Annotated in this window: 23 protein-coding genes and 1 other annotated feature; of the genes, 17 read left to right on the top strand and 6 right to left on the bottom strand. The window is 30.6% G+C overall.

The genetic code is table 11. The features are described from left to right. Positions 1 to 39: 39 nt before the first annotated feature. Both L1S47_RS11135 and L1S47_RS11140 read left to right on the top strand, forming a co-directional pair. Positions 40 to 1,038: a LacI family DNA-binding transcriptional regulator gene (locus tag L1S47_RS11135; RefSeq protein ID WP_238883631.1), complete on the top strand. Its 999-nt coding sequence runs from the start codon at positions 40 to 42 to the stop codon at positions 1,036 to 1,038. A gap of 80 nt (positions 1,039 to 1,118) precedes the next feature. Next, positions 1,119 to 1,799 carry a M48 family metallopeptidase gene (locus L1S47_RS11140; protein ID WP_238883632.1) on the top strand — a complete coding sequence of 227 codons (681 nt, stop codon included), beginning with the start codon at positions 1,119 to 1,121 and terminating at the stop codon, positions 1,797 to 1,799. A gap of 91 nt (positions 1,800 to 1,890) precedes the next feature. Here L1S47_RS11140 and L1S47_RS11145 read toward each other — a convergent pair whose 3' ends face one another. Continuing rightward, entirely contained in the window at positions 1,891 to 2,073 is a 183-nt protein-coding gene (locus L1S47_RS11145) for a hypothetical protein (RefSeq protein WP_238883633.1), read from the bottom strand. Between the two features lie 158 nt (positions 2,074 to 2,231). Between L1S47_RS11145 and L1S47_RS11150 the strand changes: the two genes are divergently transcribed. From L1S47_RS11150 to L1S47_RS11165, 4 genes are all read left to right on the top strand, one after another. Further along, positions 2,232 to 2,807, top strand: coding sequence for a nucleoside recognition domain-containing protein (locus L1S47_RS11150; RefSeq protein WP_238883634.1), 576 nt, complete (start codon positions 2,232 to 2,234; stop codon positions 2,805 to 2,807). 9 nt (positions 2,808 to 2,816) lie between these two features. Continuing rightward, a complete protein-coding gene (locus L1S47_RS11155; protein ID WP_202766799.1) occupies positions 2,817 to 3,338 on the top strand; it encodes a spore maturation protein in 522 nt (173 codons plus the stop codon). Between the two features lie 81 nt (positions 3,339 to 3,419). Then, entirely contained in the window at positions 3,420 to 4,145 is a 726-nt protein-coding gene (locus L1S47_RS11160; protein ID WP_238883635.1) for an ABC transporter ATP-binding protein, read from the top strand. Then, entirely contained in the window at positions 4,138 to 5,793 is a 1,656-nt protein-coding gene (locus tag L1S47_RS11165) for a hypothetical protein (protein ID WP_238883636.1), read from the top strand. Before L1S47_RS11160 ends, L1S47_RS11165 begins: the two co-directional genes overlap by 8 nt. Positions 5,794 to 5,842: 49 nt before the next feature. On the opposite strand, the gene L1S47_RS11170 is transcribed toward L1S47_RS11165, so the two are convergent. Both L1S47_RS11170 and L1S47_RS11175 read right to left on the bottom strand, forming a co-directional pair. Further along, complete coding sequence (locus tag L1S47_RS11170; RefSeq protein WP_238883637.1) at positions 5,843 to 7,216, bottom strand: radical SAM protein; 1,374 nt, start codon at positions 7,214 to 7,216, stop codon at positions 5,843 to 5,845. Between the two features lie 113 nt (positions 7,217 to 7,329). Beyond that, positions 7,330 to 8,676 (bottom strand): MATE family efflux transporter, encoded by a 1,347-nt coding sequence (locus tag L1S47_RS11175; RefSeq protein WP_238883702.1) that lies wholly within the window; start codon positions 8,674 to 8,676, stop codon positions 7,330 to 7,332. 156 nt (positions 8,677 to 8,832) lie between these two features. Between L1S47_RS11175 and L1S47_RS11180 the strand changes: the two genes are divergently transcribed. The 4 genes from L1S47_RS11180 to ppcA all read left to right on the top strand — a co-directional run bounded on the left by L1S47_RS11180 (position 8,833) and on the right by ppcA (position 13,919). Next, a complete protein-coding gene (locus L1S47_RS11180; RefSeq protein WP_238883638.1) occupies positions 8,833 to 10,068 on the top strand; it encodes an aminopeptidase P family protein in 1,236 nt (411 codons plus the stop codon). Between the two features lie 91 nt (positions 10,069 to 10,159). Beyond that, positions 10,160 to 10,453 (top strand): phasin family protein, encoded by a 294-nt coding sequence (locus L1S47_RS11185; RefSeq protein ID WP_238883639.1) that lies wholly within the window; start codon positions 10,160 to 10,162, stop codon positions 10,451 to 10,453. A 100-nt stretch (positions 10,454 to 10,553) separates the two neighbouring features. Beyond that, positions 10,554 to 12,155 carry an AarF/UbiB family protein gene (locus L1S47_RS11190; protein ID WP_238883640.1) on the top strand — a complete coding sequence of 534 codons (1,602 nt, stop codon included), beginning with the start codon at positions 10,554 to 10,556 and terminating at the stop codon, positions 12,153 to 12,155. 147 nt (positions 12,156 to 12,302) lie between these two features. Continuing rightward, positions 12,303 to 13,919 (top strand): phosphoenolpyruvate carboxylase, encoded by a 1,617-nt coding sequence (gene ppcA / locus L1S47_RS11195; RefSeq protein WP_238883641.1) that lies wholly within the window; start codon positions 12,303 to 12,305, stop codon positions 13,917 to 13,919. A 59-nt stretch (positions 13,920 to 13,978) separates the two neighbouring features. On the opposite strand, the gene L1S47_RS11200 is transcribed toward ppcA, so the two are convergent. Beyond that, entirely contained in the window at positions 13,979 to 14,476 is a 498-nt protein-coding gene (locus tag L1S47_RS11200) for an aromatic acid exporter family protein (protein ID WP_238883642.1), read from the bottom strand. 268 nt (positions 14,477 to 14,744) lie between these two features. On the opposite strand from L1S47_RS11200, the gene L1S47_RS11205 reads away from it, so the two are divergent. The 3 genes from L1S47_RS11205 (at position 14,745) to metG (L1S47_RS11215) (ending at position 19,325) form a co-directional block, all read left to right on the top strand. Next, on the top strand, positions 14,745 to 15,188 hold the full coding sequence (locus L1S47_RS11205) for a MarR family transcriptional regulator (protein ID WP_238883643.1): 444 nt from the start codon (positions 14,745 to 14,747) through the stop codon (positions 15,186 to 15,188). 61 nt (positions 15,189 to 15,249) lie between these two features. Beyond that, positions 15,250 to 15,515: a binding site (T-box leader), on the top strand. A gap of 54 nt (positions 15,516 to 15,569) precedes the next feature. Then, complete coding sequence (metG, locus tag L1S47_RS11210) at positions 15,570 to 17,507, top strand: methionine--tRNA ligase (protein WP_202766809.1); 1,938 nt, start codon at positions 15,570 to 15,572, stop codon at positions 17,505 to 17,507. 189 nt (positions 17,508 to 17,696) lie between these two features. Continuing rightward, complete coding sequence (metG, locus tag L1S47_RS11215) at positions 17,697 to 19,325, top strand: methionine--tRNA ligase (RefSeq protein WP_238883644.1); 1,629 nt, start codon at positions 17,697 to 17,699, stop codon at positions 19,323 to 19,325. Positions 19,326 to 19,477: 152 nt separating this feature from the next. Here metG (L1S47_RS11215) and L1S47_RS11220 read toward each other — a convergent pair whose 3' ends face one another. Next, the gene (locus L1S47_RS11220; RefSeq protein WP_238883645.1) at positions 19,478 to 20,158 is read right to left on the bottom strand and encodes a Crp/Fnr family transcriptional regulator; all 681 of its coding nucleotides are present in this window, start codon (positions 20,156 to 20,158) and stop codon (positions 19,478 to 19,480) included. Between the two features lie 375 nt (positions 20,159 to 20,533). Here L1S47_RS11220 and L1S47_RS11225 point away from each other — a divergent pair, with 375 nt between their 5' ends. The 4 genes from L1S47_RS11225 (at position 20,534) to rsmA (ending at position 24,185) form a co-directional block, all read left to right on the top strand. Continuing rightward, positions 20,534 to 21,316, top strand: coding sequence for a TatD family hydrolase (locus L1S47_RS11225; protein ID WP_238883646.1), 783 nt, complete (start codon positions 20,534 to 20,536; stop codon positions 21,314 to 21,316). Between the two features lie 380 nt (positions 21,317 to 21,696). Continuing rightward, the gene (locus L1S47_RS20620; RefSeq protein WP_202766812.1) at positions 21,697 to 22,722 is read left to right on the top strand and encodes a G5 and 3D domain-containing protein; all 1,026 of its coding nucleotides are present in this window, start codon (positions 21,697 to 21,699) and stop codon (positions 22,720 to 22,722) included. 62 nt (positions 22,723 to 22,784) lie between these two features. After that, the gene (gene rnmV / locus L1S47_RS11240) at positions 22,785 to 23,339 is read left to right on the top strand and encodes a ribonuclease M5 (RefSeq protein ID WP_238883703.1); all 555 of its coding nucleotides are present in this window, start codon (positions 22,785 to 22,787) and stop codon (positions 23,337 to 23,339) included. A 3-nt stretch (positions 23,340 to 23,342) separates the two neighbouring features. Further along, positions 23,343 to 24,185 carry a 16S rRNA (adenine(1518)-N(6)/adenine(1519)-N(6))-dimethyltransferase RsmA gene (gene rsmA / locus L1S47_RS11245; protein ID WP_238883647.1) on the top strand — a complete coding sequence of 281 codons (843 nt, stop codon included), beginning with the start codon at positions 23,343 to 23,345 and terminating at the stop codon, positions 24,183 to 24,185. Positions 24,186 to 24,246: 61 nt separating this feature from the next. Here rsmA and L1S47_RS11250 read toward each other — a convergent pair whose 3' ends face one another. Continuing rightward, positions 24,247 to 24,735 (bottom strand): GNAT family N-acetyltransferase, encoded by a 489-nt coding sequence (locus L1S47_RS11250; protein WP_238883648.1) that lies wholly within the window; start codon positions 24,733 to 24,735, stop codon positions 24,247 to 24,249. Positions 24,736 to 24,850 lie beyond the last annotated feature (115 nt).

Below are 24,850 nucleotides of genomic sequence, written 5' to 3' on the forward strand. Positions count from 1 at the left end.
TATAAAGCTGTAATAAATAAGTGAATGGGAGTGATATTAATGGCGACTTCTATTAAAGATGTAGCAAGAGAAGCGGGCGTGTCTATAGCTACTGTATCAAGAGTTTTAAATGATATCGATGTAGTAAATGAAGAAACAAAAAAGAAAGTTTTAGATGCTATAAAGAAATTGGGTTATAGACCCAATATAGTAGCTAGAAGCTTAAAAACACAAAGGACCAAAACTATAGGAATATTAGTTCCGGACATATCAAGTCAATTCTATCCAGAAGTAGTTAGAGGAGCAGAAGACGTTTCAAATATTTACGATTATAATGTTATACTATGCAACTCTGATTTTGATGGAGAAAAAGAGAAAGAATACTTAAAAGTACTTAAAGAAAAAATGGTTGATGGAGTTCTATATATGAGCTCATCACTACAAGACGAAACATTAGATTTAATTAATGAATTGGACTTAAAGACAGTTCTTGTAGAAACTAAGGATAAAGAAGGAACACTTCCAAGTGTTATTATTGATAATGTTAAAGCAACTTATGATGCTACAAAGTATCTGCTTGATAAAGGACTAAAAAATATTGGATACATAGGAATGGAAAAAGAAGCTTTAAATGCTTGGGCAGAAAGATACAATGGATATGAAAAAGCTCTGAAGGAAGCAAATGTAAATGTTGATGAGAAGCTTACTTTCTTCAAATCATTAAAAGCTAATACTGGTTATGAAGGAATAAATGAAATATTATCTTCAGGTAAAAAGCTTGATGGATTAGTTTGCGGATCAGATGAAGTTGCCATGGGAGCAATAAATGCTTTAAGAGATAAAGGTATAAAAGTACCTGAAGATGTTAAAGTAATTGGATTCAACAACATATCTGTAGCAGAACTTTTCTATCCTAAAATCACAACAGTAGCTCAACCAATGTATGATATGGGATCTGTTGCTATGAGAATGTTAATAAAGATAATAAATCAAAAACCAATAGATCAAGCTCACTATGTTTTAGAGCATGAACTAATTGAAAGAGAAAGTTGCAAATAGTTTTTGAATTTTATTAGAAAATTAAGGTAGACTTATCATTAAGAATATGATAAGTCTACTTATTTTTAAGGATTAAATATATGGATTATAAAATAGTGAGAAATAGTAGAAGAAAGAAAATTGCTATAAAAATATCAGAGGAAAATGAGATAATTGTACTTGTTCCCAAATATACTACAAAAAAATATATTGAAGAGATAGTTAATTTAAATAAAACGATTATTGAAAAGAAGCTACTTGAAGCAAAAGTATCGAAGGAAAAAGGTATTTTAGAGAAAGGATATGTATTTTTATTAGGAGAAAAGATTCCTATAAAGCTTCAATATATATACGAGTCTAATAATAGATTGAAATATACGGGGAATGAAATAGAAGTATTTATTTTTAATGAAGAAAAAAGTAAAGAGACAATTATAAAAAATCTTTTAACTGAATGGTACAAGAAGATAGGGAAAGCGTATTTATCTAAGATGTTAGTAGAAAAAGCAGAAACACTAGGGTTTAAATTTAATGATGTAAGGGTTAAAGATGTAAATACTAGATGGGGAAGTTGTTCTTCTAAGGGAAATATTAATTTGAATTATAGGCTTATAATGATGCCGGAGGAAGTAATAAATTATGTAATGATTCATGAACTTTGTCATCTAAGGGAGATGAATCATTCAAAGAACTTCTGGATGTTAGTTGAAACTTTTGATGGAGAATATAAGAAGCATAGAGAGTTCTTAAGAGTTAATGGAAGTAGGTATAAAATTTACTAAAGTTAATAATAAAACGTAAATAAATTACCCATAAAATCAAAAAATGATTTTATGGGTAATTTACTGCTTAATAGAGTATTCTATTGAAATTTTATAGTATTCCTTCAGTTTTTAATAGATTTTCTAATTCCTGTACTTTTTGAGAAAGAGTAAAGAACTTTTCTTTTAATATTTCTTTTGAATTTTCTTCGTCAATTACTTGTTCCATAGACTCAACAGTTGCTAAAGCTTCATCAACCTCTTGTTGTGCTAATTTTAACTTGATTTCTTCCATAAATAAGTCTCCTTGATATTTAATAATCTAGCTTAAAGTAATATAGATTATGCATCTTTAATCTATAATTAAATCCTATCACGTATTAACTAAGGCTTCAAGGCATATATTTTATCAGATTATCATAAATAAGAATATTTAAGTAAATGAGGTGTAGAATGATAAATTATATTTGGTTTTTTATGATTGCTTTAGGAATTATAGTAGGGCTTATTACAGGTAAAGGTGCAGAGATAAGTAAAGGTATTGTAGATTCCTCTGGAGCATCTGTTGAACTTATTATCGGACTTTTAGGTATGATGTGTTTTTGGTGTGGAGTAATGAAGGTTGCAGAGAAAAGTGGGTTAACAGAAAAATTAGCAAAGGTACTAAGGCCAATACTAAGAGTCATATTTAAGGATGCAGCCAGAGATGAAAAGGCGTTAGGTGCCATAGTCATGAACATAACAGCAAATATGTTTGGATTATCAAATGCGGCAACCCCTTTTGGAATAAAAGCAATGGAAGAGATGCAAAGATTAAATAAAGACAAATCTAAAGCTTCTAATGATATGGCATTGTTCTTAGTGTTAAATGCTGCATGCATTCAGCTTATTCCATCAACCATAATTTCTATAAGAGCAGCTTGTGATTCAAAAAATCCAGCCATAATAATAATACCAGCAATGGTTGCAACTGGAGGAGCAGCGGTTGTGGGAGTTGTTGCTTCAAAAATACTTCAAAGGTATTTTTAGGAGGGGAATATGATTAAATATTTAAGTTTGAGTATAATTCCGATAATATTTTTTATTATAATAACTTACGGTATGATAAGTGGCAAAAAAGTTTATGAGTGGTTTGTGGAAGGGGCAAAAGACGGGGCAAAGGTATGTATGAGAATATTTCCATATCTTTTAGCGATGATTATAGGCGTTAATATATTTAGGCAAGCAGGCTTGTTAGATATACTTAATTTTATATTGTCACCTATTACTTCATTAATTGGATTACCAAAAGAGATACTTCCATTAGTATTAATAAAGCCATTATCAGGAAGCGGAGCAGTAGGGGTATTTACTGACATTATAAAAAATTATGGTGCAGATACTTATATAGGTCTAGTAGCATCTGTACTCATGGGAACTACAGAAACAATATTTTACACCATAACTGTATACTATGGAGCAGTTAAAATTAAAAAGATAAGACATACTTTATGGGCAGCAGTAATGGCAGATATAACAGCAATTATATTATCTATACTTATGGTGAAAATATTATTATAAAAATATCACTTATTAAAATTTTGAGGAAAAATTAAGATTTTCTTAATATTGCTAAGCTATAATGAAGTTGAGGTGATAAGAGTGATTGAGATTAATGGAATAACTAAAAGTTATAATGGAAAAGTAAATGCTGTAGATGACATATCCCTTGAGATAAGAGATGGAGAAATATTTGGATTTTTAGGTCCCAATGGGGCAGGAAAAACCACGACTATTAAGATGATTACAGGAATCATAGAAGCTACAAAAGGTGAAATATTAATTAATGGTTTAAGTTTAAAGGATAAACCATTAGAATATAAAAAAAGTTTTGGGTATGTACCAGATAATCCAGATATGTTTCTTAGGATGAAAGGTATAGAATATTTGAACTTTATGGCAGATATTTATGATGTCCCTTCCAAAGAGAGAAGTGTTAAGATTGATGAATTATCGAAACGTTTCTCAATGGAGAATGCATTAGGAGATAAGCTTCAAAGCTATTCTCATGGAATGAGGCAAAAGATAATTTTGATGGGTGCACTACTTCATAATCCAGAAGTTTGGATTCTTGATGAACCTATGACAGGGTTAGATCCTAAATCATCATTTATATTAAAAGAAATGATGAAAGAACATGCTGAATCAGGGAAAAATGTGTTTTTCTCAACTCATGTCCTTGAGGTGGCAGAAAAGCTATGTGATAGAGTCGCTATTATAAATAAAGGGAAAATTTTATTCTGTGGAACATTAGATGAAATTAAAGACAAATTTGCAGTAGATGAATCCTTGGAAAAAATGTTCTTGGAGATGACTGAAAATGAATAAGCTATGGGTATTAACTAAATTCTTTCTTAAAAACTTTCTTCATGGACTTACTGCAAGTTTAAAAGGTACAGGTCAAAAAGTAGCAACTGTAATTGCTATATTAATACTTTTAGTTAGTATAGCTGTGCCTATTACTATTTTAGTATCAGCTATATATGAACCTTTAGTACAATTAAATCAAAAAGAATTGATTTTAGGCACATTATTTAATGCAGCTTCAACAGTAGTATTCATATTTGGAATAACCGGGATAATAAGTATATTTTATTTTTCTCAAGATGTAGAATGGTTATTGCCATTACCCATAAAGCCATCCCATATAGTGATAGGAAAGTTTTTAACCTTGTTATTCTACGAATATATAATACTAGCATGTATTGTTCCTGCAGTAATTACTTACGGGGTAATAAGTGGAGCAGGTATTATATATTATTTGTACTCAATAATAGTATTATTGACTTTGCCTATAGTTCCAATAGCTTATGGGACAATACTGAGTTTTGTACTAATGAGATTTACTAATTTATCTAAACACAAGGATGCATTCAAGGTTATAGTTGGTTTCTTTGGGATAATATTAGGGTTAGGTATAAATGTAGTAATGCAAAGAATGGGGAACGGGTTTAAAGTTGATAATCCCCAGGATATTCAAGCTATATTTGGGCAGGGATCCATTTTTGATAGAATGACCACTATATTTTTTAATGTAAAGTATTCAACTTATGCATTAACAGAGAGCTCTACTGGAAAAGGCTTAATTAATATAGGATTATTAGTATTGATTATTGCTATTATTATGTTTGTTTTGTATAAGCTAGCAGATACACTATATATTAAAGGCGTAGTAGGAATATCAGAGTCTAACTCAAATAAAAAGATTTTATCTAATAAACAAAAAGAGAATTTACTTAAGGAAAATTCTCAGTTAGTCACTTGGATGAAGAGGGAAGTTAAAGTATTGCTTAGAACTCCATCTTATGTTATTAACTGTATTAGTACTTTGGTATTGCCAATTATAGTTTTTGTAATTCCTTTTCTTGGAGGAGCATCAAATGGAATGGGGGAAGTCATTAAATTAATATCTAGTACAGGTGTTTCTTTGATAATATTAGCTGGGTACATGGGAACCATGGCTTTCTTTGTAAGTGCTAATTCTATAGCATCAACAGCTATATCTAGAGAAGGACAAGAAATATTTGTTACAAAGTATTTGCCTACAACAAAGAAGACTCAACTATTAGCGAAGGTATATGTTGCTATTTTATTAAGTAGTATAACAAATTTAATATGCACGTTAGGATTAGTTATATTTAAAGCGAATTTACTTGTAGTTATTGGGGCTTTTCTAGCTGGAGAGATAGTAATTGCACTTATTTGTATTTTAGGTGTAATAATTGATACTTATGCACCTAAGCTAGAATGGGAAAGTGAACAACAAGCAGTAAAGAATAACTTGAATGTTCTAAAAACAATGGGTGTTACTTTGTTAATAATTATAGTTTCAATAATACTTTATGTAGCAGGTTCACTTGCAGTATCAAATTTATTTGGAATAAGTATTGTTGTAATAGCATTAATTATAGGAATCGTAATTAGTTACAATATATTAGTTAATAAAGCAACATTAAGACTGGAAAAAATAGAATAATAATAATTTAAGGTGTTTACCAAATAAGTTTTGGAAACACCTTTTATAATTAACTACATCTATTACATTTTTCACACTTCTTTATTTGAGAAGTTTTCCAAAGTTCATCAGAAGTTAATGCCCATCTTTTTGAGGTTTCAGTGCACTTTGAAGTAAGAAAATCTACATTTTCAGGTTCCATTAAATCGGTAGATTTAGCCTTTGAGTTATTAACCATCTCCTTTAAATAATCTGGGTTATCTAGTAATGGACATGGTCTTAAATGATTAGAGTTAAAAGGTTGATTTTTTCTATACTCCATAAAAAGAGGTGATTTTAATGAATCCAAAAGAGAAGATTCCTTAATGTTAGTATTTGAATAGTGAATAAAAGCGCAGGGCTCAACATCTCCATTAGCGTTAATGTGCATATAACACTTTCCACCAGCTATACAACCATCGACATATTCGCCATCATTCCAGAAGTCCATAGTAAATACGGGTTTTTCTTCCCTAAATTTTCTGATTCTATTATACATGAACTCTCTTTGAGTATTTGAAACCATAAGGTCGGTAGGTGAGTTAACTCCTACTGGCATATAAGTGAAGTACCAACCAAACTTAGCCCCTTTTTCTATCATTAGATCTAAATATTCTTCCGAGCCAACAACATCAGTATTTTTGCTATGGTAGCAAGTTGAAAAACCAAAAGGTAGTTCTTTTGCTTTTAATAAGTTCATAGCATCAATAACTGCTTTATAGGTTCCTTTTCCCCTACGCATATCTGTTTCAGCTTCGAAGCCTTCAACACTTATGGCTGGTATAAAATTGCAAACTCTAAGCATTTCATTTGAAAAGTCTTCATCAATAAGTGTTCCATTTGTAAAAGCTAAGAATATGCAATCATCATGTTTTTCACAAAGAGAAATAATATCCTTCTTTCTAACTAAGGGTTCACCGCCAGAATATATGTACATATATATTCCTAGTTCTTTACCTTGGCAAATAATTTTATCAAGTGTATTAATATCCATAGACAACTTATTACCATACTCTGAAGCCCAGCAGCCAATGCACTTTAAGTTGCAGGCAGAGGTTGGGTCCATTAATATAGCCCAAGGAATATTGCAATCATATTTAGCTTTTAGAGATTCTCTTCGTTCAGTTCCTAAAATTGCAGACTTCACTATAAAGTTAACAAAAATTTTCTTCCTTACCGAGGGATTAATATCGGTATAAAAGCTTTTAATAAGAGTATTCCAATTGCTATTGGGATCAGAGATTCCTTCACGAATAGTTTCATAGGCACCGTGATAAATATCTCCTTTATCAAGCTTTTCTACCCAGTTTAATACCTTGGGAATATTTTTCTCAGGGTCTTTTTCGATGTAATTTAATACTTGTTTAATACCTATAGTTTCAAAGGTTTCCTTCAAACTTTTCATAAATTACTCCTCCTATATATAGCATATTAAGGCTATATAAAATAAACTTACTAATTACATACTATGAATTAAATAGTTTTAATATTACAAGGATAAATTTATGAAGGTTAAAGTTAAGAATATAATTTGTTAAATTTTCTTTTATATAAAGTATAAACTAGAGTTCCATCTATTGCCCATTGAATTGAAGTTATAATCCATACAAAAGTAACAGGGAGTCTAAATACATAAATAGCAGCATACATAAGAGGTAATCTTATAATCCAAGAGGAAAACATCGCAACTTTAAATGGGGTTTTAGTATCTCCAATGCCTTTTAATGCGCCACCAACAATCATGGATATTCCCATGAAGGGTTGTTCAATTGATGCAATCATTAAACAGTAAGTTCCTAAGGTGATAACTTCTCTTTCTGATGATGTAATGAATAGGTTAATAAGAGTATTAGGAATTACTAAAAACAACAAAGAACAAAATAGCATTATAATAACGCCTAAGAAAATAGAAGTGTTAGCATATTCCTTAGCTTTTTTATAATTTCCTTCGCCTATTTTATGGCCCACTAATGTTGTTGCAGCAACAGCAAAGCCCCAACCAGGCATAAAGCTTATTGATTCTATTGTGGTGGCAATCTGGTTTGAAGCAAAGGAGATAGTTCCAAGTGAAATAATAAATATATTGCTTAAAAGTCTGCTTATGCTGAAGGCACTTTCTTGAAGTGCTGAAGGTATAGATAGACGAACTAAAGAAGAAAGTTTAGTTCCTTGAAGCTCTACAATATATTTAAATCTAGGCCTGATTTTAGAAAATTTAAATACATATACGAATATAAAAACAAATCCTACAATTTGAGCTATGCAAGTAGCAGTAGCAGCTCCATTTATGCCTAACTCAGGAAGTCCAAATCTACCCCAAATAAGTATATAGTCTAGAGAAATATTTATTATATTAATTATAATTGATGCGATTAGAGGAATTTTAGTATTACCAGAGCCTCTTAATGCACCATTAAGAGCATTCATTGACATTGAAAAGAAAATACCTATCGAGGCTATCTTCATATATCCTGTTCCCAAGGAAACTACATCATTATTTCCACCAGCTAAAGTAAGAATCTCTTTTGAGAAAAAGAAGAATATTAGTGAAAGAAAAAATCCTATTATAAGCGTTAATAAGAAACCTATAGATGCATATTGTTCAGCTCGTTCACTTTTTTTTGCACCTATACTTCTCGCAACTAAGGAAGTTATTCCAATAGATATACCAGAAGCAATGAGTATGTTAGAAAAAGTAGTAATAATTTCTGAAGATAATCCTACGGAGCTAACTGAAAGATTTCCTCCATATTTTCCAACCATCATTGTATCAAAAACCCATATCATCATATATAAAATCATCTCTCCTACGGCAGGAAGAGCTAAACTTAATACTTCTTTAATACTGCTTTTATTTATCATAATAAAAATCTCCTCATAGTTTAAGATGCATAACTATTCTCGTCTGAGGTTAATTATATATAAAAAGCACTTTAAATACAAATGAAGTTAATTTACTTTTACAGGTAATTTTGTATGATATAATTATTGTAAATAAAAAACGTAAAGGAGTTTAATTATATGAAAGCAGAAGTTTTTAAAAAGAATAGAGAAGCATTATTCAAACATATGGAGGAAAATAGTATGGCGCTTCTTTTTGCAGGTAAGGCTCCTAAAAAAACTGCAGACGAAGCTTATGAGTTTACTCCGAATAGAAATTTTTATTATCTTACAGGAATAGATGAAGAGGACATAATTTTACTTTTGGTTAAAGGAAAAGAAGACAAGGAGATATTGTTTATTAAGGAACCAGATTTGGAGCTAGAAAAATGGGTAGGGAAATCTATTAGAGATAATGAAGCAAAGGAAAGAGGCGCGTTCGAAGAAATACAATATACAAAAGATTTTGAGGATGAACTTCACAGTTATATGTTTAAGGAAGGTATTGAAACAGTATATCTTAACTTGGAAAGGGATAGCTATACTCAAAGAGCTACACTAGAAGAGGAATTTGCAAAAAAACTAAAGTTTAAATATCCTGATAAGGAAATTAAGAATATTTATAATGAAATTGCTAGTATTAGAATGATAAAGAGTAAAGAAGAAATAAAATATATTAGTGAAGCAATAGATATAACTGTTGAAGGCGTTGAACTTTTAATGAAAAACTCTAAGCCAGGCTTAAAAGAATATGAATTAGAGGCATACTTTGATTTTAATTGTAAAAGAAGAGGCGTTAAGGATTTTGCATTTAAGACAATAGCAGCTGCAGGTGTGAATGCTACTATACTTCACTATGTTAACAATAATTCAGAAATGAAGGATGGAGATTTAATCCTTTTTGATTTAGGGGCACAATGTGAATATTATAATGCGGATATCACTAGAACTTTCCCAATAAACGGTAAGTTTACAGAGAGGCAAAAAGAAGTATATGAAGCAGTTTTAAGAGTAAATAAAAAAGTAATAAAAGAATTAAAACCAGGAGTTAGCTTTAAGGATATTAATGATAAAGCCACTGAATGGATTGGTGAGGAATGTGTAAAGCTAGGCCTTATAGAAGATAAAGAGGATGTTAGAAAATATTATTGGCATTCTATAGGACATAGTTTAGGTTTAGATACTCATGATGTAGGAAAGCGAAATGTGGAATTTAGACCAGGTATGGTATTCACTGTAGAGCCAGGTATATATATTAATGAAGAAGGAATTGGAATAAGGATAGAAGATGATGTGCTTATTACTGAAGATGGTAATGAGGTTTTGACAAAGAATATGATAAAAGAAGTTGAAGAAATAGAAGAATTTATGAAATAAGTTTTCAAAGATAAACATAATTATAAAAAGTTACATTATAATTTTGCAAAAGTGGTATAATATAGGTAATAAGTTTAGGGGAGATGATTTTATGATAAGTGAAGTTAAAAAACTGTTACTAGCAGGAGTTGGAGCAGTATCAACTACTTATGAGAAGGCATCTGAGGTAATAGACGAGTTAGTTGAAAAAGGTAGAATAACAGTTGAGGACGGAAAAGAATTAACTGAGGAATTAAAGACAAACTTCTCTAATAAAGCAAAAGAAGTTAAACCATTAAATAGAGAAGATGTAGAAGGATTGCTAAGAGACCTTGGTTATGTAAAAAGAGAAGAATTAAATGAATTAGTTAAGAGAATAGAGGCTTTAGAACAGAAGACTGTTTAAAAGCACAAAGTAATCAAGAGGATGTCAAAGAATGATAAGATCATTATAATAACATCCTCTTATCTTATATTTAAAAGTTTTGTAAAGGTGGGAGGAGCAAGTGAAAAAGTATACTTTAGATAGATTTAGACAGATTATATCTGTTCTTACATACTATGGAATTGGATTGATAAAAGATAATAAAGCCGAAGATAAAAAGAAACAAGCAGAAAATTTTAGAAAAGCTTTTGAAAAACTTGGTCCTACCTTTATAAAGATAGGGCAAATCTTAAGTACTAGACCAGATATTGTTCCAGAAGAGTATATTATAGAGTTAAAGAAGCTACAAAATGATGCAGTTAAAATGTCTATTGAAGATGTTAAAAATGTATTTAGAGAAGAAATGAAAAAGGAAATAAATGAATGCTTCTTGGAGTTCGACGAAGTTCCATTAGCATCAGCATCAGTATCACAGGTACATGAAGGAATATTAAGAGATGGGCGAAAAGTTGTTATTAAAGTTCAAAGACCAAACATCAAAAAGCTAATGGAAGAGGATATGAGGATATTAATTCGGTTAGCTAGACTTATAAAAGGAAGAATAAAAGAAACTTTAGTTGATCCTTTAGAAGCATTAAATGAAATAAAAGCAATGACAGAAAAAGAGTTGGACTTTAGAATTGAAGGGGAAAATTTAAAACAGTTTAAAGAAAACAATATTAATGTAATACCTCTTAGAGTACCTGATGTAGTTAATGAATTTAGTACAGAAAAGATATTGGTAATGGAAAAGATTGAAGGTTATAAAATTAATGATAAGGAGACATTAATAAGTAAGGGATATGATCTTGATGATATATCTCAAAAATTAGTTTCGATATATTTTAAACAGGTTTTTAAAGATGGTTTTTTTCATGGTGATCCTCATCCAGGAAATATATTTATATCTGAGAAGAAGATATGTTTTATAGACTTTGGAATAATGGGAGAAATTTCTCCAGAAATCAAAGCATCGTTAAATGATGTTATCATAGCATTAGGAACTAAAGATATTAATAAAATCGTTGATTTTATACTATCAATTGGAGTTAAGAATGGAAAGGTAGAGAGAAATGTCCTTTATATGGATGTAGAAAACTTTTTAGATATATATTTAGGCACCTCCTTAAAAAACATAAAAATTTCTCAAATGCTGCAAGAGTTGATGCTTATTTCGTCTAAAAATAATATATTGATGCCAAGAGATCTTGTACTTCTAGCTCGAAGCATGGTGATATTTGAGGGGGTAATTACAGAGTTATCTCCTAACGTTGATATATTAACATTGCTTATGAATACCATAAGCAGCGGAAATAAGTTCTTTTTTCTAAAAGATATGACTAGAGAAGAATTAATATATAGAGCATATGATTTCGCTAAGAGTACCTTCTCTATACCAACGAAATTTTTGGAACTTGTAGATAGTGTAAAAGGAGGAAGAGCTAAGTTTTTACTTCAGGTTGAAGACTTAGACAAATCAATTCAAGCTTTAAATAAAATGGTAAATAGAGTGGTATTTTCAATGATCATTGCAGCCATGATTATTGGCTCCTCATTAATAATATACAATCAAGGACCTATACAAATTTATGGAATGTCGCTAATAGGTTTAGCGGGATATTTTGTAGCAGCTATTTTAGGCTTGTGGCTTATAGTAAGCATAATTAAATCAGGTACCTTATAAGAGTTTATAAAAATATATGAAATTAATTACATGTTGCAAGTTGAAAAAAATAAACTTGCATATGTAACGCTCAAAGTCTTTACATTATTAAAATATGTGTTAAAATTGAAACTATAAGATAAATAAAAATTCATTTGGGGGTACATTATGAATAAAATTCCTTACTCAATGATGACGCAGCATCCAGATAATGTAGATACATATGTATCTATACAACAAGAACCACAAGAGGCTATAGAGGGATTAACATTCCAAAAAGATGGGGGTCTTGGAATAGATGAAATAATGATTGACTTTGAAGGAAAATTGACACCATATCATCAAACATCTCAAGTAGCTTTAGGGTTAATAGGAAAAGGAATAATTCCAGGAAAAGATGTAGCTATTACACCTAGAATTCCTAATGCAAATAAAGAATCAGTATTTAGACAATTAATGAGTATAATGTCAATAGTTGAAACAAACGTTCAAGCTTATCAACACACAGGATATCAAGCTATAAAAGAAGTAGTTGTGCCAATGGTTGAGACAGGCGAAGAAGTATGTCAATTTCAAGACAGAGTTAATTCAGTTATTGAATTAGGAAATAAGAATTATGATATAAAGTTTGAAGAAAACTCAATAAGAATAATTCCGCTAGTTGAAGGAGTACCAGCATTAGTAAATATAGATAAGATATTTGATGAGTTTTATCATGCATCAGAGAAGAAAGGAGCTAAATTTGATTCCTTAAGATTCATGCTTGCGCGTTCTGACTCAGCAATGTCCTATGGATTAATATCAGGAGTTTTATCTGTACTTATGGCAATTGATAAGGCATATAAGTGGGGAGAAGAACATGATGTGGAAGTAGCACCAATATTAGGTTGCGGATCACTTCCATTTAGAGGACATTTTACTGCTGAAAATGTTGATAGCATGATTAAAACATATGGTGGAGTTAAAACTTTTACTCTTCAATCAGCTTTAAGATATGACCATGGTCCTGAAAAGGCAAAAGAAGCTGTAAATAAGCTTAATAGTAGTATAGAAAAGTCAGTGCCTAGAAGCTTCTCAGAGGAAGATATAGAGTTAATGAAAGAATACATAGGTATATTTTCAAAACATTACTTGACAACTTTCTTAAAAATAATAAACACAGTATCTTTCGTATCTGACTTTATTCCTAAGAATAGAGATAGATTAACTAAGACTAAAACAGGTCTTGAGTATTCAAGAGAACTTCCGGAAGTAGATAAGATTGCAAACTGGGTAAAAGATCCTAAGTTAAAGGAAGAATTACTTTCTATTGATTTAAATGTAGAATACTCAGTACCTAGAGCAATATCTTATACTGGAGCTATGTATACTTTAGGTATGCCACCAGAATTTTTAGGAATGGGAAGAGGTCTTAAAGAAATAAAAGAAAAGTACGGACAAGAAGGAATAGATAAGCTTAAAGAATTCTACCCACAAATAAGAAAGGATTTTAGATTTGCAGCTCTATTTGCAAATGCAAAGGTTCCAAAGAAAATAATAGATGAATCTGCTAGACTAGAATATGCGGAAGATTTAAAATTAGCAAATGATATTTTAGACTTAGGAGTAGATTTCGATTACCTTAATGATAATGAATTCTATCACACTCTATTAAAAACAACTAAGCCGATAGTAATGCATTTAATGGGTGTTGAAGAAGATGTTCTTTCAAGTAAAACTGAAGAATTAAAAATCCTAAATGAATGGATAGTTAGAATGGGAAAAGCAAGAGGAAGTATAGGATAGAAATATAAAAGAGGAGCTCAAAATATATTTGAGCTCCTCTTGACTTATTATGAATATAACTAGTCAGACAGCGAGTCATCTCTAGAAGGAAAATTAACATATTTATTTACGAAGATTGCAATGATTATGCCTACAGCAGTTTCGACAATTCTATTGACTGCATAACCATAACTCGTAATTCCTTTCAGATTGGTGGTTATAGCTAGAAAAACTACACAGCTAATTGATACAGAGGCAGGTTTTTTTATTAAAACTCCAGTATATATAACAATTACTATTCCTAAGCTAACTAGTAATGGTAGAGGTATTGGAACAAAAGGATATATAAATATGAAAAATATGCCATATAATCCACCAACTAAAGTGCCTATTAATCTGTTTTTTCCCGCTTTCATAGAGTTTTCAACTGAATCACCCATACATATTACTGAGGCAATGCAGGCATAGAATGGTGATTCACCCCAGCGTATTATTTCAAAAAATAATATACATGTTAATACGGATAGTGCAGTTTTAACATTTCTTAGTCCGATCTTAGGTAATGGTCTTATCTTCATAACGTACCTCCAAATGTTAGATTTCATTAGTTTCAATTATAGGTTTTTTTATAGGAAACTTAACTTATACTTACATAAATAAGTTAATAGTTGAACTTAAAACCATATATACTATAATACAATATTTATTTAATTATTAGAACCTTACAATAAGGAAATATAATTGATTTTAAAAAAATTTGATAAATGATGATTGAATTTAAGAATTTATGTAAATTTATAATATAATGTAGTAAAATTAAAAAGAAGCAAAAAAATGGAGGAACCTATGGATAATAAAGAAACTGCAAGAACTTTAATGGATTTTGCAATCCTTACAAAGAGATTAATTAGAAAGTTTAATACTTATAAATATGATACTAGATTAACAGTAGAGCAATTTAGGACTCTTACTGCATTAAATTTAAAAGAAAGAATAACCTTAAAGGAGTTATCTCAAACAATAGAAGTGTCTACTTCAAGTATTTGTATTATGCTTAATAGATTATCAGATGAGAATCTTGTATATAGAGAAACAGATGAAAATGATAGAAGAAATACTTTTTACGGACTTACTGAAGAGGGCAAAAAACTCTTGGAGAGAGAAAATGAGAAGATGCTTGAAGAACTTGAAAAATATCTTAATTTTTTAACGCCTGAAGCAAGTGATATATTAAATAGAAATCTTAGAGAAGTAGAACCCATACTGGATAAATTTTTTAAAACCTTATAATATTGACAGTAATTTAAATTTGGAATAATATATTATTTATAGTCTGAAAATATTTTCTTAATTAAATGCTAGGAAAAGAAGAGTAGCAAGATGGAAACTCTTATAAGAGAGCTGGGAAAGGTGAAAGCCAGTGAGTGAAAATTTTGTGAAGATGGTCTTGGAGTAGGTCTTCTGAACTATATGATTAGAGTCTAATTTATATCATAGTGTTAGGGAGTCACGGGGGCAACCGTTATATTGCAGGGTAATCATCAGGTTACTTACAAAGGTGCTATTTGGTAACATTAGCATAAAGTAGAGTGGTAACACGTATAATGCGTCTCTACATAGGGAAAATCCTATGTAGAGACTTTTTTTATTTACTAAAGGAGGAATTCATTTATGTGTAAAAACAAAACCTATTATATTACAACCCCAATATATTACCCATCAGCAAATTTGCATATAGGTAATACATATACAACAGTAGCAGCAGACGCGTTAGCTAGATTTAAAAGACTAACAGGATATGACGTAATGTTCTTAACTGGTACAGATGAGCATGGTCAAAAGATTCAAAGAATAGCTGAAGAAAAGGGAGTAACTCCTATAGAATATGTTGATGGAATTGTTGCTGGAATAAAAGATCTTTGGGATATTATGCATATAAGCTATGATAAGTTTATTAGAACTACAGAAAATTATCATATGAAGGCAGTTCAAGATATATTTAAGAAACTTTATGATCAAGGTGATATATATAAAGATTCATATGAAGGTTGGTATTGCACACCATGTGAATCATTCTGGACTGAAACTCAGCTTGTAGATGGTAAATGTCCTGATTGTGGAAGACCAGTAGAAAAAGCAAAGGAAGAAGCTTATTTCTTTAAAATGAGCAAATATGCTGATAGATTGATTAAGCATATAGAAGATAATCCACATTTTATACAACCTGAATCAAGAAAAAATGAAATGGTTAATAACTTCTTAAAGCCAGGTCTTCAAGATTTATGTGTTTCAAGAACAAGTTTTAATTGGGGAATTCCTGTAACTTTTGATACAGATCATGTAGTGTATGTTTGGATAGATGCACTTTCTAACTATATTACAGCATTAGGATATGGTGGAGAGGATAAATCTTTATATGAAAAATATTGGCCAGCAGACGTACATTTAATTGGAAAAGATATTTTAAGATTCCACACAATTTATTGGCCAATTATGCTAATGGCCTTAGGTGAACCATTACCAAAACAAGTTTTCGGTCATGGTTGGTTACTAGTAGACGGCGGAAAAATGTCAAAATCTAAAGGAAATGTAGTTGACCCTGTTGTACTAGTAAAAGAATTTGGAGTAGATGCAGTAAGATATTACTTGCTTAGAGAAATACCTTTTGGAGCAGATGGATTATTTAATAATGAAATATTCATTAAGAAAATTAATTCCGATTTATGTAATGATTTGGGTAACTTATTATCTAGAACAGTAGCTATGGTTGAAAAATACTTTGGAGGAATAATCCCTGCACCTTTAGCTAAAGAAGATATAGATGATGAGCTTATTAAGTTAGCACTAGAAACACCTAAAAAGGTTGAAGAAGCAATAGATCACTTGAAAATACCAGAAGCTTTAGAAGAAATATGGACACTTATAGGAAGAGCTAATAAATACATCGATGAAACAACACCATGGATATTAGCAAAAGATGAAGAAAAGAAGGATAGGTTAGGAACTGTTCTATATAACTTGGCAGAAAGCTTAAGATTTATCAGTGTATTAATACTTCCATTCCTACCTGATACATCAAAGAAGATAAGTGTACAAATTAATACTGAAGTTGACACTTGGAATTCTCTTTCAGCATTTGATGGAACAGCAGCAGGCACAAAAGTGGTAAAAGGTGAGAACCTATTCCCTAGAATTGATGTTGATGCAAAGCTTAAAGAACTAGAGGCACTAAAAGAAGCTTCAATAAAAGCTAATAAACAAATTGAAATTAAGCCTATAAAAGAAGAAATTACTATAGAAGATTTTGAAAAAATAGATCTAAGAGTAGTTAAGGTTTTAGAAGTAGAAGCAATAAAGGGAGCTAAAAAACTTTTAAAACTTAAGGTTGATTTAGGTGGAGAGCAAAGACAAGTGGTTTCAGGAATAGCAAAATATTATAAACCTGAAGAGTTAGTTGGGAAAAATGTTGTGCTTGTAGCAAACTTAAAGCCTGTAAAATTAAGAGGGGAATTATCTCAAGGCATGATTTTAGCTGCAGCAACCGATGATGATTCAGAACTTTTTGTGGTTAATCCAGGAGAATTACCAACTGGAAGTGAAGTAAGATAGTATAGAAAATACACAATAAATTTCAGAGGTTGGGTAACAGGGTTTTTTATAGGAAACTAAATTTATTCTTGTTTGAAAATGTCAGCTTCTGGACATTTTCAGGCATGAATAAATTATTAGTTGAACTTAAAACCCTGTAATAGGCTTTTTTATTATCTAAACTCTGATTTTATAAATAGGAGGTATATTGTGAAGATAGTTATTGGAAATGCATGGCCTTATGCCAATGGATCGTTACATGTAGGTAGATTATCCTCCTTAATGCCAGGAGATATTCTGGCTAGATATCATAGATTAATGGGCGATGAAGTAATATTTGTTTCAGGTAGTGACTGTAATGGCACACCAATATCCATAAAAGCAAAAGAAGAAGGGGTAGCACCTGAGATAATATCTGAGAGATACAATGATGAATTTAAAGACTGTTTTGAAAAACTAGGATTTTCTTATGACCTATTTGGTAAAACAAGTTCACCATATCATCATAAAATCGTTAAAAAATTTATACTTGAGCTTTATGAAAAAGGATATATATATGAAAAATCTGTTACCCAGTATTATTGTAATGAATGTGGAGAATTTTTAACTGATAGATTGATAGAAGGTATTTGCCCACATTGTCACGGTACAGCAAGAGGAGATCAATGCGAGGAATGTTCAGAAATTCTAGACCCAGAGGACTTAATTGATAGAAAGTGTAAGGCTTGTGGAAAAGAACCAGAAGTTAAAGAGGTGAATCATCTATTTTTCTCTCTTTCTAAGTTTGAGAATGATGTAAGAAAGCTTTGGATTAAGCAAGATGGCTGGAGAGATAATGCTATAAAACTTACTAAAAGATATCTTGATGAAGGTCTTAGAGATAGGGCTGTAACTAGAAATATCTCCTGGGGAGTTGAAGTACCGCTTAAAGGGTATGAGGACAAAAAAATATATGTATGGATTGAGGCTGTAATGGCATATCTATCTTCAAGTATTAAGGTTTGTGAAGATAGAGGGGAAGATTGGGTGGAATATTGGCAAGATGAAGATTCAAGAATTTATTTCGTCCACGGAAAAGACAATATACCATTCCATACTGTTATTTTTCCTGCTCTTTTAAATGGGCTTGGGATTAAAAAGCCTAATTTAAGAATAATATCTTCAGAATATATGAATTTAGAAGGAAAGAAATTTTCTACTACGAAGAATTGGGCAGTATGGCTCCCTTATATGGTGAAAAATTATGATCCTGATGCAATAAGATATTTTTTGACTATTAACGGCCCAGAAACTAAGAATACAGATTTCTCTTGGAGAGAATTTGTAAATTCAAATAATGGAGAACTTCTAGGTGCCTTCGGAAATTTTGTTAACAGAACATTGGTATTTATCCACAAAAATTTTGGTGGAAAGCTTTCAAATTGTGAATTAAATCCTAAATGGAAAAAGGATTTTTTTGATTTATATGTAGAAGTAGGAGAGAAAATAGAGGATGGAGAATTTAGAAGTTCACTAGAAGATATTTTTGCATATATAAGAAAAGCTAATAAATTTTTTGATGATGAAAAACCATGGATAAAAATTGAGAAAGATAAAAAAAGTTGTGAAAAGACACTGTATACTTGCGTTCAAATAATAGCGAATCTTTCAAACTTATTAGAACCATTTATACCTTTCTCATGTGAGAAAATAAGAGAGTTTCTTTCAATAGAAAATCCTACTTGGAGTTTTATTGAAATTAAGGAACCAAAAGTTAAGGAAGTTTCAGTACTTTTTGAGAGAATAGATAAGATTAAAGCAACGGAAGAATTAATTAAACTTAAGGAAGAAAAAGTGTAAAAAAAGAAGACTCTTGAAAATCTGATCAAAGGGGGATAAGATTTATTCAAGAGTCTTAAAATATGATGGTATAAGGGTAAATAATAATGCTTTAACAACTTTACAATATTAAATATATAGTATTTATGTGTCAAATAAGTGTCAAAATAAAATTATTTATTAAATTCTATTTCCTCTAAATCTAATATTTTAATATTTTTACGATCATAATCTATTAAGCCATCTTTTTTCATGTTCATAAGTTCTCTTGATAAGGAAGGTCTTTGAACACCTAGTTTATCAGCCCACTCTTTTTTTGACATATTCAAACAAATATCTAAAGACTTTTCTTTATTATAGATATCTAAAATATAATCACAAATCATTTGTCTTAGAGATTTCATGCTAACTTGTTTTAATTTTGAACTTAAAGCCATAGCTTTATTTGATAATACTTTTAAGAATATAAGTAAAAATTCATAATTTTTTTGTAGTAAGGTTGCAACATAAGATTTTCTTATGTGAAATACTTTGGCTGAGTTTTTACATACTACTGACATGGGATAGAAATGCATATCGCCAAAAAGAAGATTTTCTCCAAAAACATTCCCTTTTTCTAAGGTTGAAACTATAAGTATATTACCTTCAGAGTCTAATTTAACTATTTCGATGGTTCCTTCCGCAACCACACTAAGATGGTTACATTCTTCACCTTCCATAAATAATATATCTTCAGAATTATAACTTTTTAAAAAGGCTTCTTTTGAGGTAGCTAGAGAATTTAATTCTTCTTCAGAAAAAGATTTAAATAATTTACAGGCTTTCAATCCTTCTAGTAATATAGAGTTATCCAAAATAAAACCTCCTTGTTGTTTTATCATATGGTCAATTATAAAAAAATCGTCAAGGTGATTATGAGCTGTCGATTTTTTTCTCGCAGAAACTTATAGGGCTTTAAGTTTCCTATAATTAATCCTATAGTATCTTTATTGTACATATGAAAATAATAGTTGTACAGAGTTTTAAGTTCAACTAATAATTTATTCATGACTGAAATTAAACAAGAATAAATTAAGGTTCCTATAGGAAACCCTGTAAATTAATTTATTTAGATTGTTGAATTTACTTAATTGTAAAACTATAATAAACAATGTAATTATAGGTAATTAGTTATTATATGAATAAAAATAAAAAAATATGCAATAATTTATAAATGTGGGGTGTAAAGAATGGAAAATAAGTATAACATAATAGATTCTCATGCACATTATGATGATGAGGCTTTTGATGAAGATAGGGAAGAAGTATTAAAACAAATTCATCAAGATGGAGTAACTGCTGTTTTAAATTGTGGTTCATCCTTAAAGGGACTAAGAAAGTCATATGAATTAGCAAATAATTATGATTTTTTCTATTGTGCATTAGGAATACATCCAGAGAATGCAGATGAATTTACAGAAGATACAGTTCAAGAAATAAGAGATAAAAGTAAAAATACTAAAGTAAAGGCTATAGGAGAAATAGGTTTAGACTATTATTGGGATGAAAATCCACCTAGGGAAGTACAAAAGGAAGTTTTTAGAAAACAAATGAGTTTGGCAGAGGAATTAGGATTGCCAGTAGTAATTCATGACAGAGATGCTCATGCAGATACATTAGAAATACTAAAAGAATATCCAAAGGTAATAGGAGTTATTCATTGTTTTTCTGGAAGCGTAGAATTTGCACGAGAATGTATAAAATTAGGGTATTATATTGGTTTTACAGGAGTAGTAACATTTAAGAATGCAAAAAAGATAGTAGAAGTAGCTAAAGATGTACCAATGGACAGGATATTAGTTGAAACAGATTGTCCTTATATGGCACCTACTCCCTATAGAGGAAAGAGAAATAAGTCTAGCTATATTGAGTATATTATAGAAAAATTGGCTGAAATCAAAGAAATTCACCCAGAATCAGCGAACAAACTATTTAATGATAATATTAACAGGTTGTTCAAAATGGAAAAATAAGGTAAAATTATCTTTGCAAGTTTTATTTTGGTGGTGAAACAAACAAAAGAAAATCCTATAACCAAGCTTTGGGCTGAAGAAATGTACATTCCCTATTACGTAACTGTTTAAAATAATCTAAAAAATCTTGTAGTAAAGTTAACAAGGTATCCAGCCCCTTTTGAAATTTATCTTCTAGGTTACTTTAAGATTGAGAATTTATTGAGGGTGGGTTAGAAGTTTTAGATTATAGATATATTAAGTCATCATCTTATTTATTATTTATTATGCAAAAGTTGCATTTTTAACAGTTACAACAAATTGCAGGAGATGTTAAGTTTGACAAGCATTTAAAATTCGTTTATAATGCAAAAGACACTCTTGCCAAAGGAGGGAATATTATGGTAGAAAAATTCAAGGTTAATGCTAAAAGAGTTTTTTCTAACGGTCCTAAGGCAAAAATCGTGTTGTTTTTAATAGTAGCATCGATGTTAATACTGACAATTTACAACATGAAAAAGACAGTGATTGTTCGTATAGACGGCGAAGAACAGAGTATATTGACATACGCAGGGACTGTTAAAGGGGCGCTACAAGGCAGCAACATATCTCTATCATCTAAAGATAAGGTAGAACCTGGATTAGATACTATGCTTAATGACAATGAGGTAATAACTGTTAAGAAAGCTGTACCAGTAGAGGTTACCGTAGATGGTAAGGACCAAAAAATTGAAACTGCCGAAAGTAACATTAATGATATGTTAGCAGCTGAAAACATTCAACTTGGTGATGATGATAAACTAAGTGTTGATGCTGACACCCCAATAACAGAAGGGTTGAAGTTTAAAATAATAAGAGTTCAAACAAAAGATGTAGTTGAAACTAAAACATTAGACTTTGATACCATCGTTAAAAATGATGACAATATGGATAAAGGATTTACAAAAACTGTTCAGGAAGGAACTCCAGGAGAAAAGGAAGTTACAGTAAGAGTAAGTTACGAAGACGGTGTAGAAGTTAGTAGGAAAACAGTTAGTGAAAAAGTTACTAAGGAACCTACTAACAAAATAGTATCAGAAGGTACTAGAAATTTCATCGCACTCTCCAGAGGTGGAGATACAAAACTTTACTATCAAAAAGTAATGTCCGTTAAGGCAAGCGCCTATACTGGAGGAGGTACGACTGCAACAGGAACTACCCCAAGAAGAAATCCATCAGGAATAAGTACAATAGCTGTTGATCCAAGAATAGTTCCTTTAGGTTCAAAGGTTTATGTTGAAGGATACGGCTATGCTATTGCAGAAGATACTGGTGGAGCCATAAAGAATAATAAAATAGATATATATATGAATTCCAATAGAGAGTGTTATAGTTGGGGAGTAAGAAGTGTAAATCTATATGTTGTCGCATATCCAGGACAGTGGTAAAATGAAGAGGTGACTCAGAAGTGAGTCATCTTTTTCAATTTTTAATGAAGGGAGAAATTCCATTGATTAAGGAAGTTATAGTAGTAGAAGGAAGAGATGATGTTACAGCCGTTAAAAAAGCTGTAGACTCTGAAATAATTGCTGTAGGTGGATTTGGAATAAATAGTAAGGTAATAGATAGAATAAAAGAAGCTCAAAAAAGAAAGGGTGTAATAGTGCTTACTGATCCAGACTACGCTGGTGAAAAGATTAGAAGCATTATATCTAAAAGAGTACCAGGAATCAAGCATGCCTATATAGGAAGAGACGAAGGTACCAAGGACGGGGATATTGGAGTAGAAAATGCCACACCTCAGGTTATATTAAAAGCATTAAAAAGAGCGAAAGCTACAGTGATAGAAAAGAGAGATTTCTTTACCATTGAAGATATGATGTTTTTTAAGTTAACTGGAGACAATAAGGCTAAGGTGAGAAGACATTTGTTAGGGAAAGCTTTAGGAATAGGTTATGGCAATAGCAATCAATTAATCTCAAGATTAAATAACTATGGAATAACCAAGGAAGAGTTTGTAGAAGCTATGAATGAAGTAGAAAAACTTATGGAGAGTGAAAAATAATTTATGGATATAAGTACTCAAGATTTAGTAAAAAAATATAACTTTAAATTTACCAAAAGTTTAGGGCAAAATTTCCTTATAGATGATTCAGTGCTAGTGGATATTGTTTCAGGAGCAGAGATTGGTCCAGATGATTTGGTTATAGAAATAGGGCCAGGAGTAGGAACATTAACTAGAGAGCTTTTAAAAAAAGCAAAGAAGGTTGTAGCAATTGAGTTGGATTCTGAATTAATTCCTATATTAACAAATGAATTAGGTGATAATCCTAATTTTAGATTAGTACATGAGGATGCCTTGAAAGTAGATTTTAATGAAATAATAGGAGAAGAGAAAAGTGTTAAATTAGTAGCTAATTTACCATACTATGTAACAACTCCTATAATAGCAAGACTTTTAAATGAAGGATATAATTTTAAATCTCTAACTATAATGATTCAAAAGGAAGTTGCAGAAAGAATAAATGCTGAGCCTAACTGCAAGGAATATGGAGCACTTTCTATTTTAGTTCAATATTTTTGCGATACTAAAATAATAAGAAAGGTTTCGCCAGCATCTTTTATTCCGAGACCTAAAGTTGATTCTATAGTTATTAGACTAGATAAATTAGATAAGCCTAAGGCAGAATTAAAAGATAAAGAGTTATTTTTTAGTATAGTAAGAAACTCTTTTAATATGAGAAGAAAAACTTTGTGGAATGCTCTAAAATCTTTTGGATTAAGTAAAGAAGATTTAGAAGAAGTATTTCTTAAGGCTGGTATAGATCAAAAAAGAAGAGGGGAAACATTAAGTATTGAGGAATTTGGAGAATTAGCAAATTCGCTTTACATAGTAAAAAATAGAGGCTAGTTAATACAGTTCATATTAAAAAAAGAAGCAAAAGCTTCTTTTTTTGTTTGACATATTAAAACTACTTATTATTTATAGCTAATTTTTTTAGTGCATCTCCGTCAACTCTATACATGGTCCAATCTTCTAAAGGATTTGCCCCGAGACTTTTGTAAAACTTTATAGAAGGCTCATTCCAATCTAGACAAGACCATTCTAATCTTCCGCAGCCTCTTTCTAATGTTAAATTTGCTAAGTAAATTAATAATTTTTTGCCGAAACCTTTTCCTCGTTGGTTTGGACTGATATATAAGTCTTCTAAGTATATGCCGGCACGACCAAGAAATGTAGAGAAGCTATGGAAAAAAAGTGCATATCCAACAGGTTCCCCGTTAAATTCCCCAATTAGAACTTCCGCAGATTTTTTATTAAACAACCATTCCTTTAAGATCTCCTCAGTAGCAACTACTTGGTCAAGTAGATTCTCATATGTTGCTAGTTCTTTTATAAATCCTAAAATGCTAGGGATATCTTCTTCTTTTGCAAAGCGGATATTGAAATTATAATTCATAAAAGGCCCCCCTATAAACTATTAATATAATAGTATTTTAGTACATTATGTATGCCAGGTACAGAACTTTTAAAATCTTTGAACATATTTAAACTATTTAAACATATAATGTAAC

The sequence above is a fragment of the Clostridium sp. YIM B02551 genome, from assembly GCF_022324735.1.
Taxonomy (GTDB): domain Bacteria; phylum Bacillota; class Clostridia; order Clostridiales; family Clostridiaceae; genus Clostridium_T; species Clostridium_T paridis.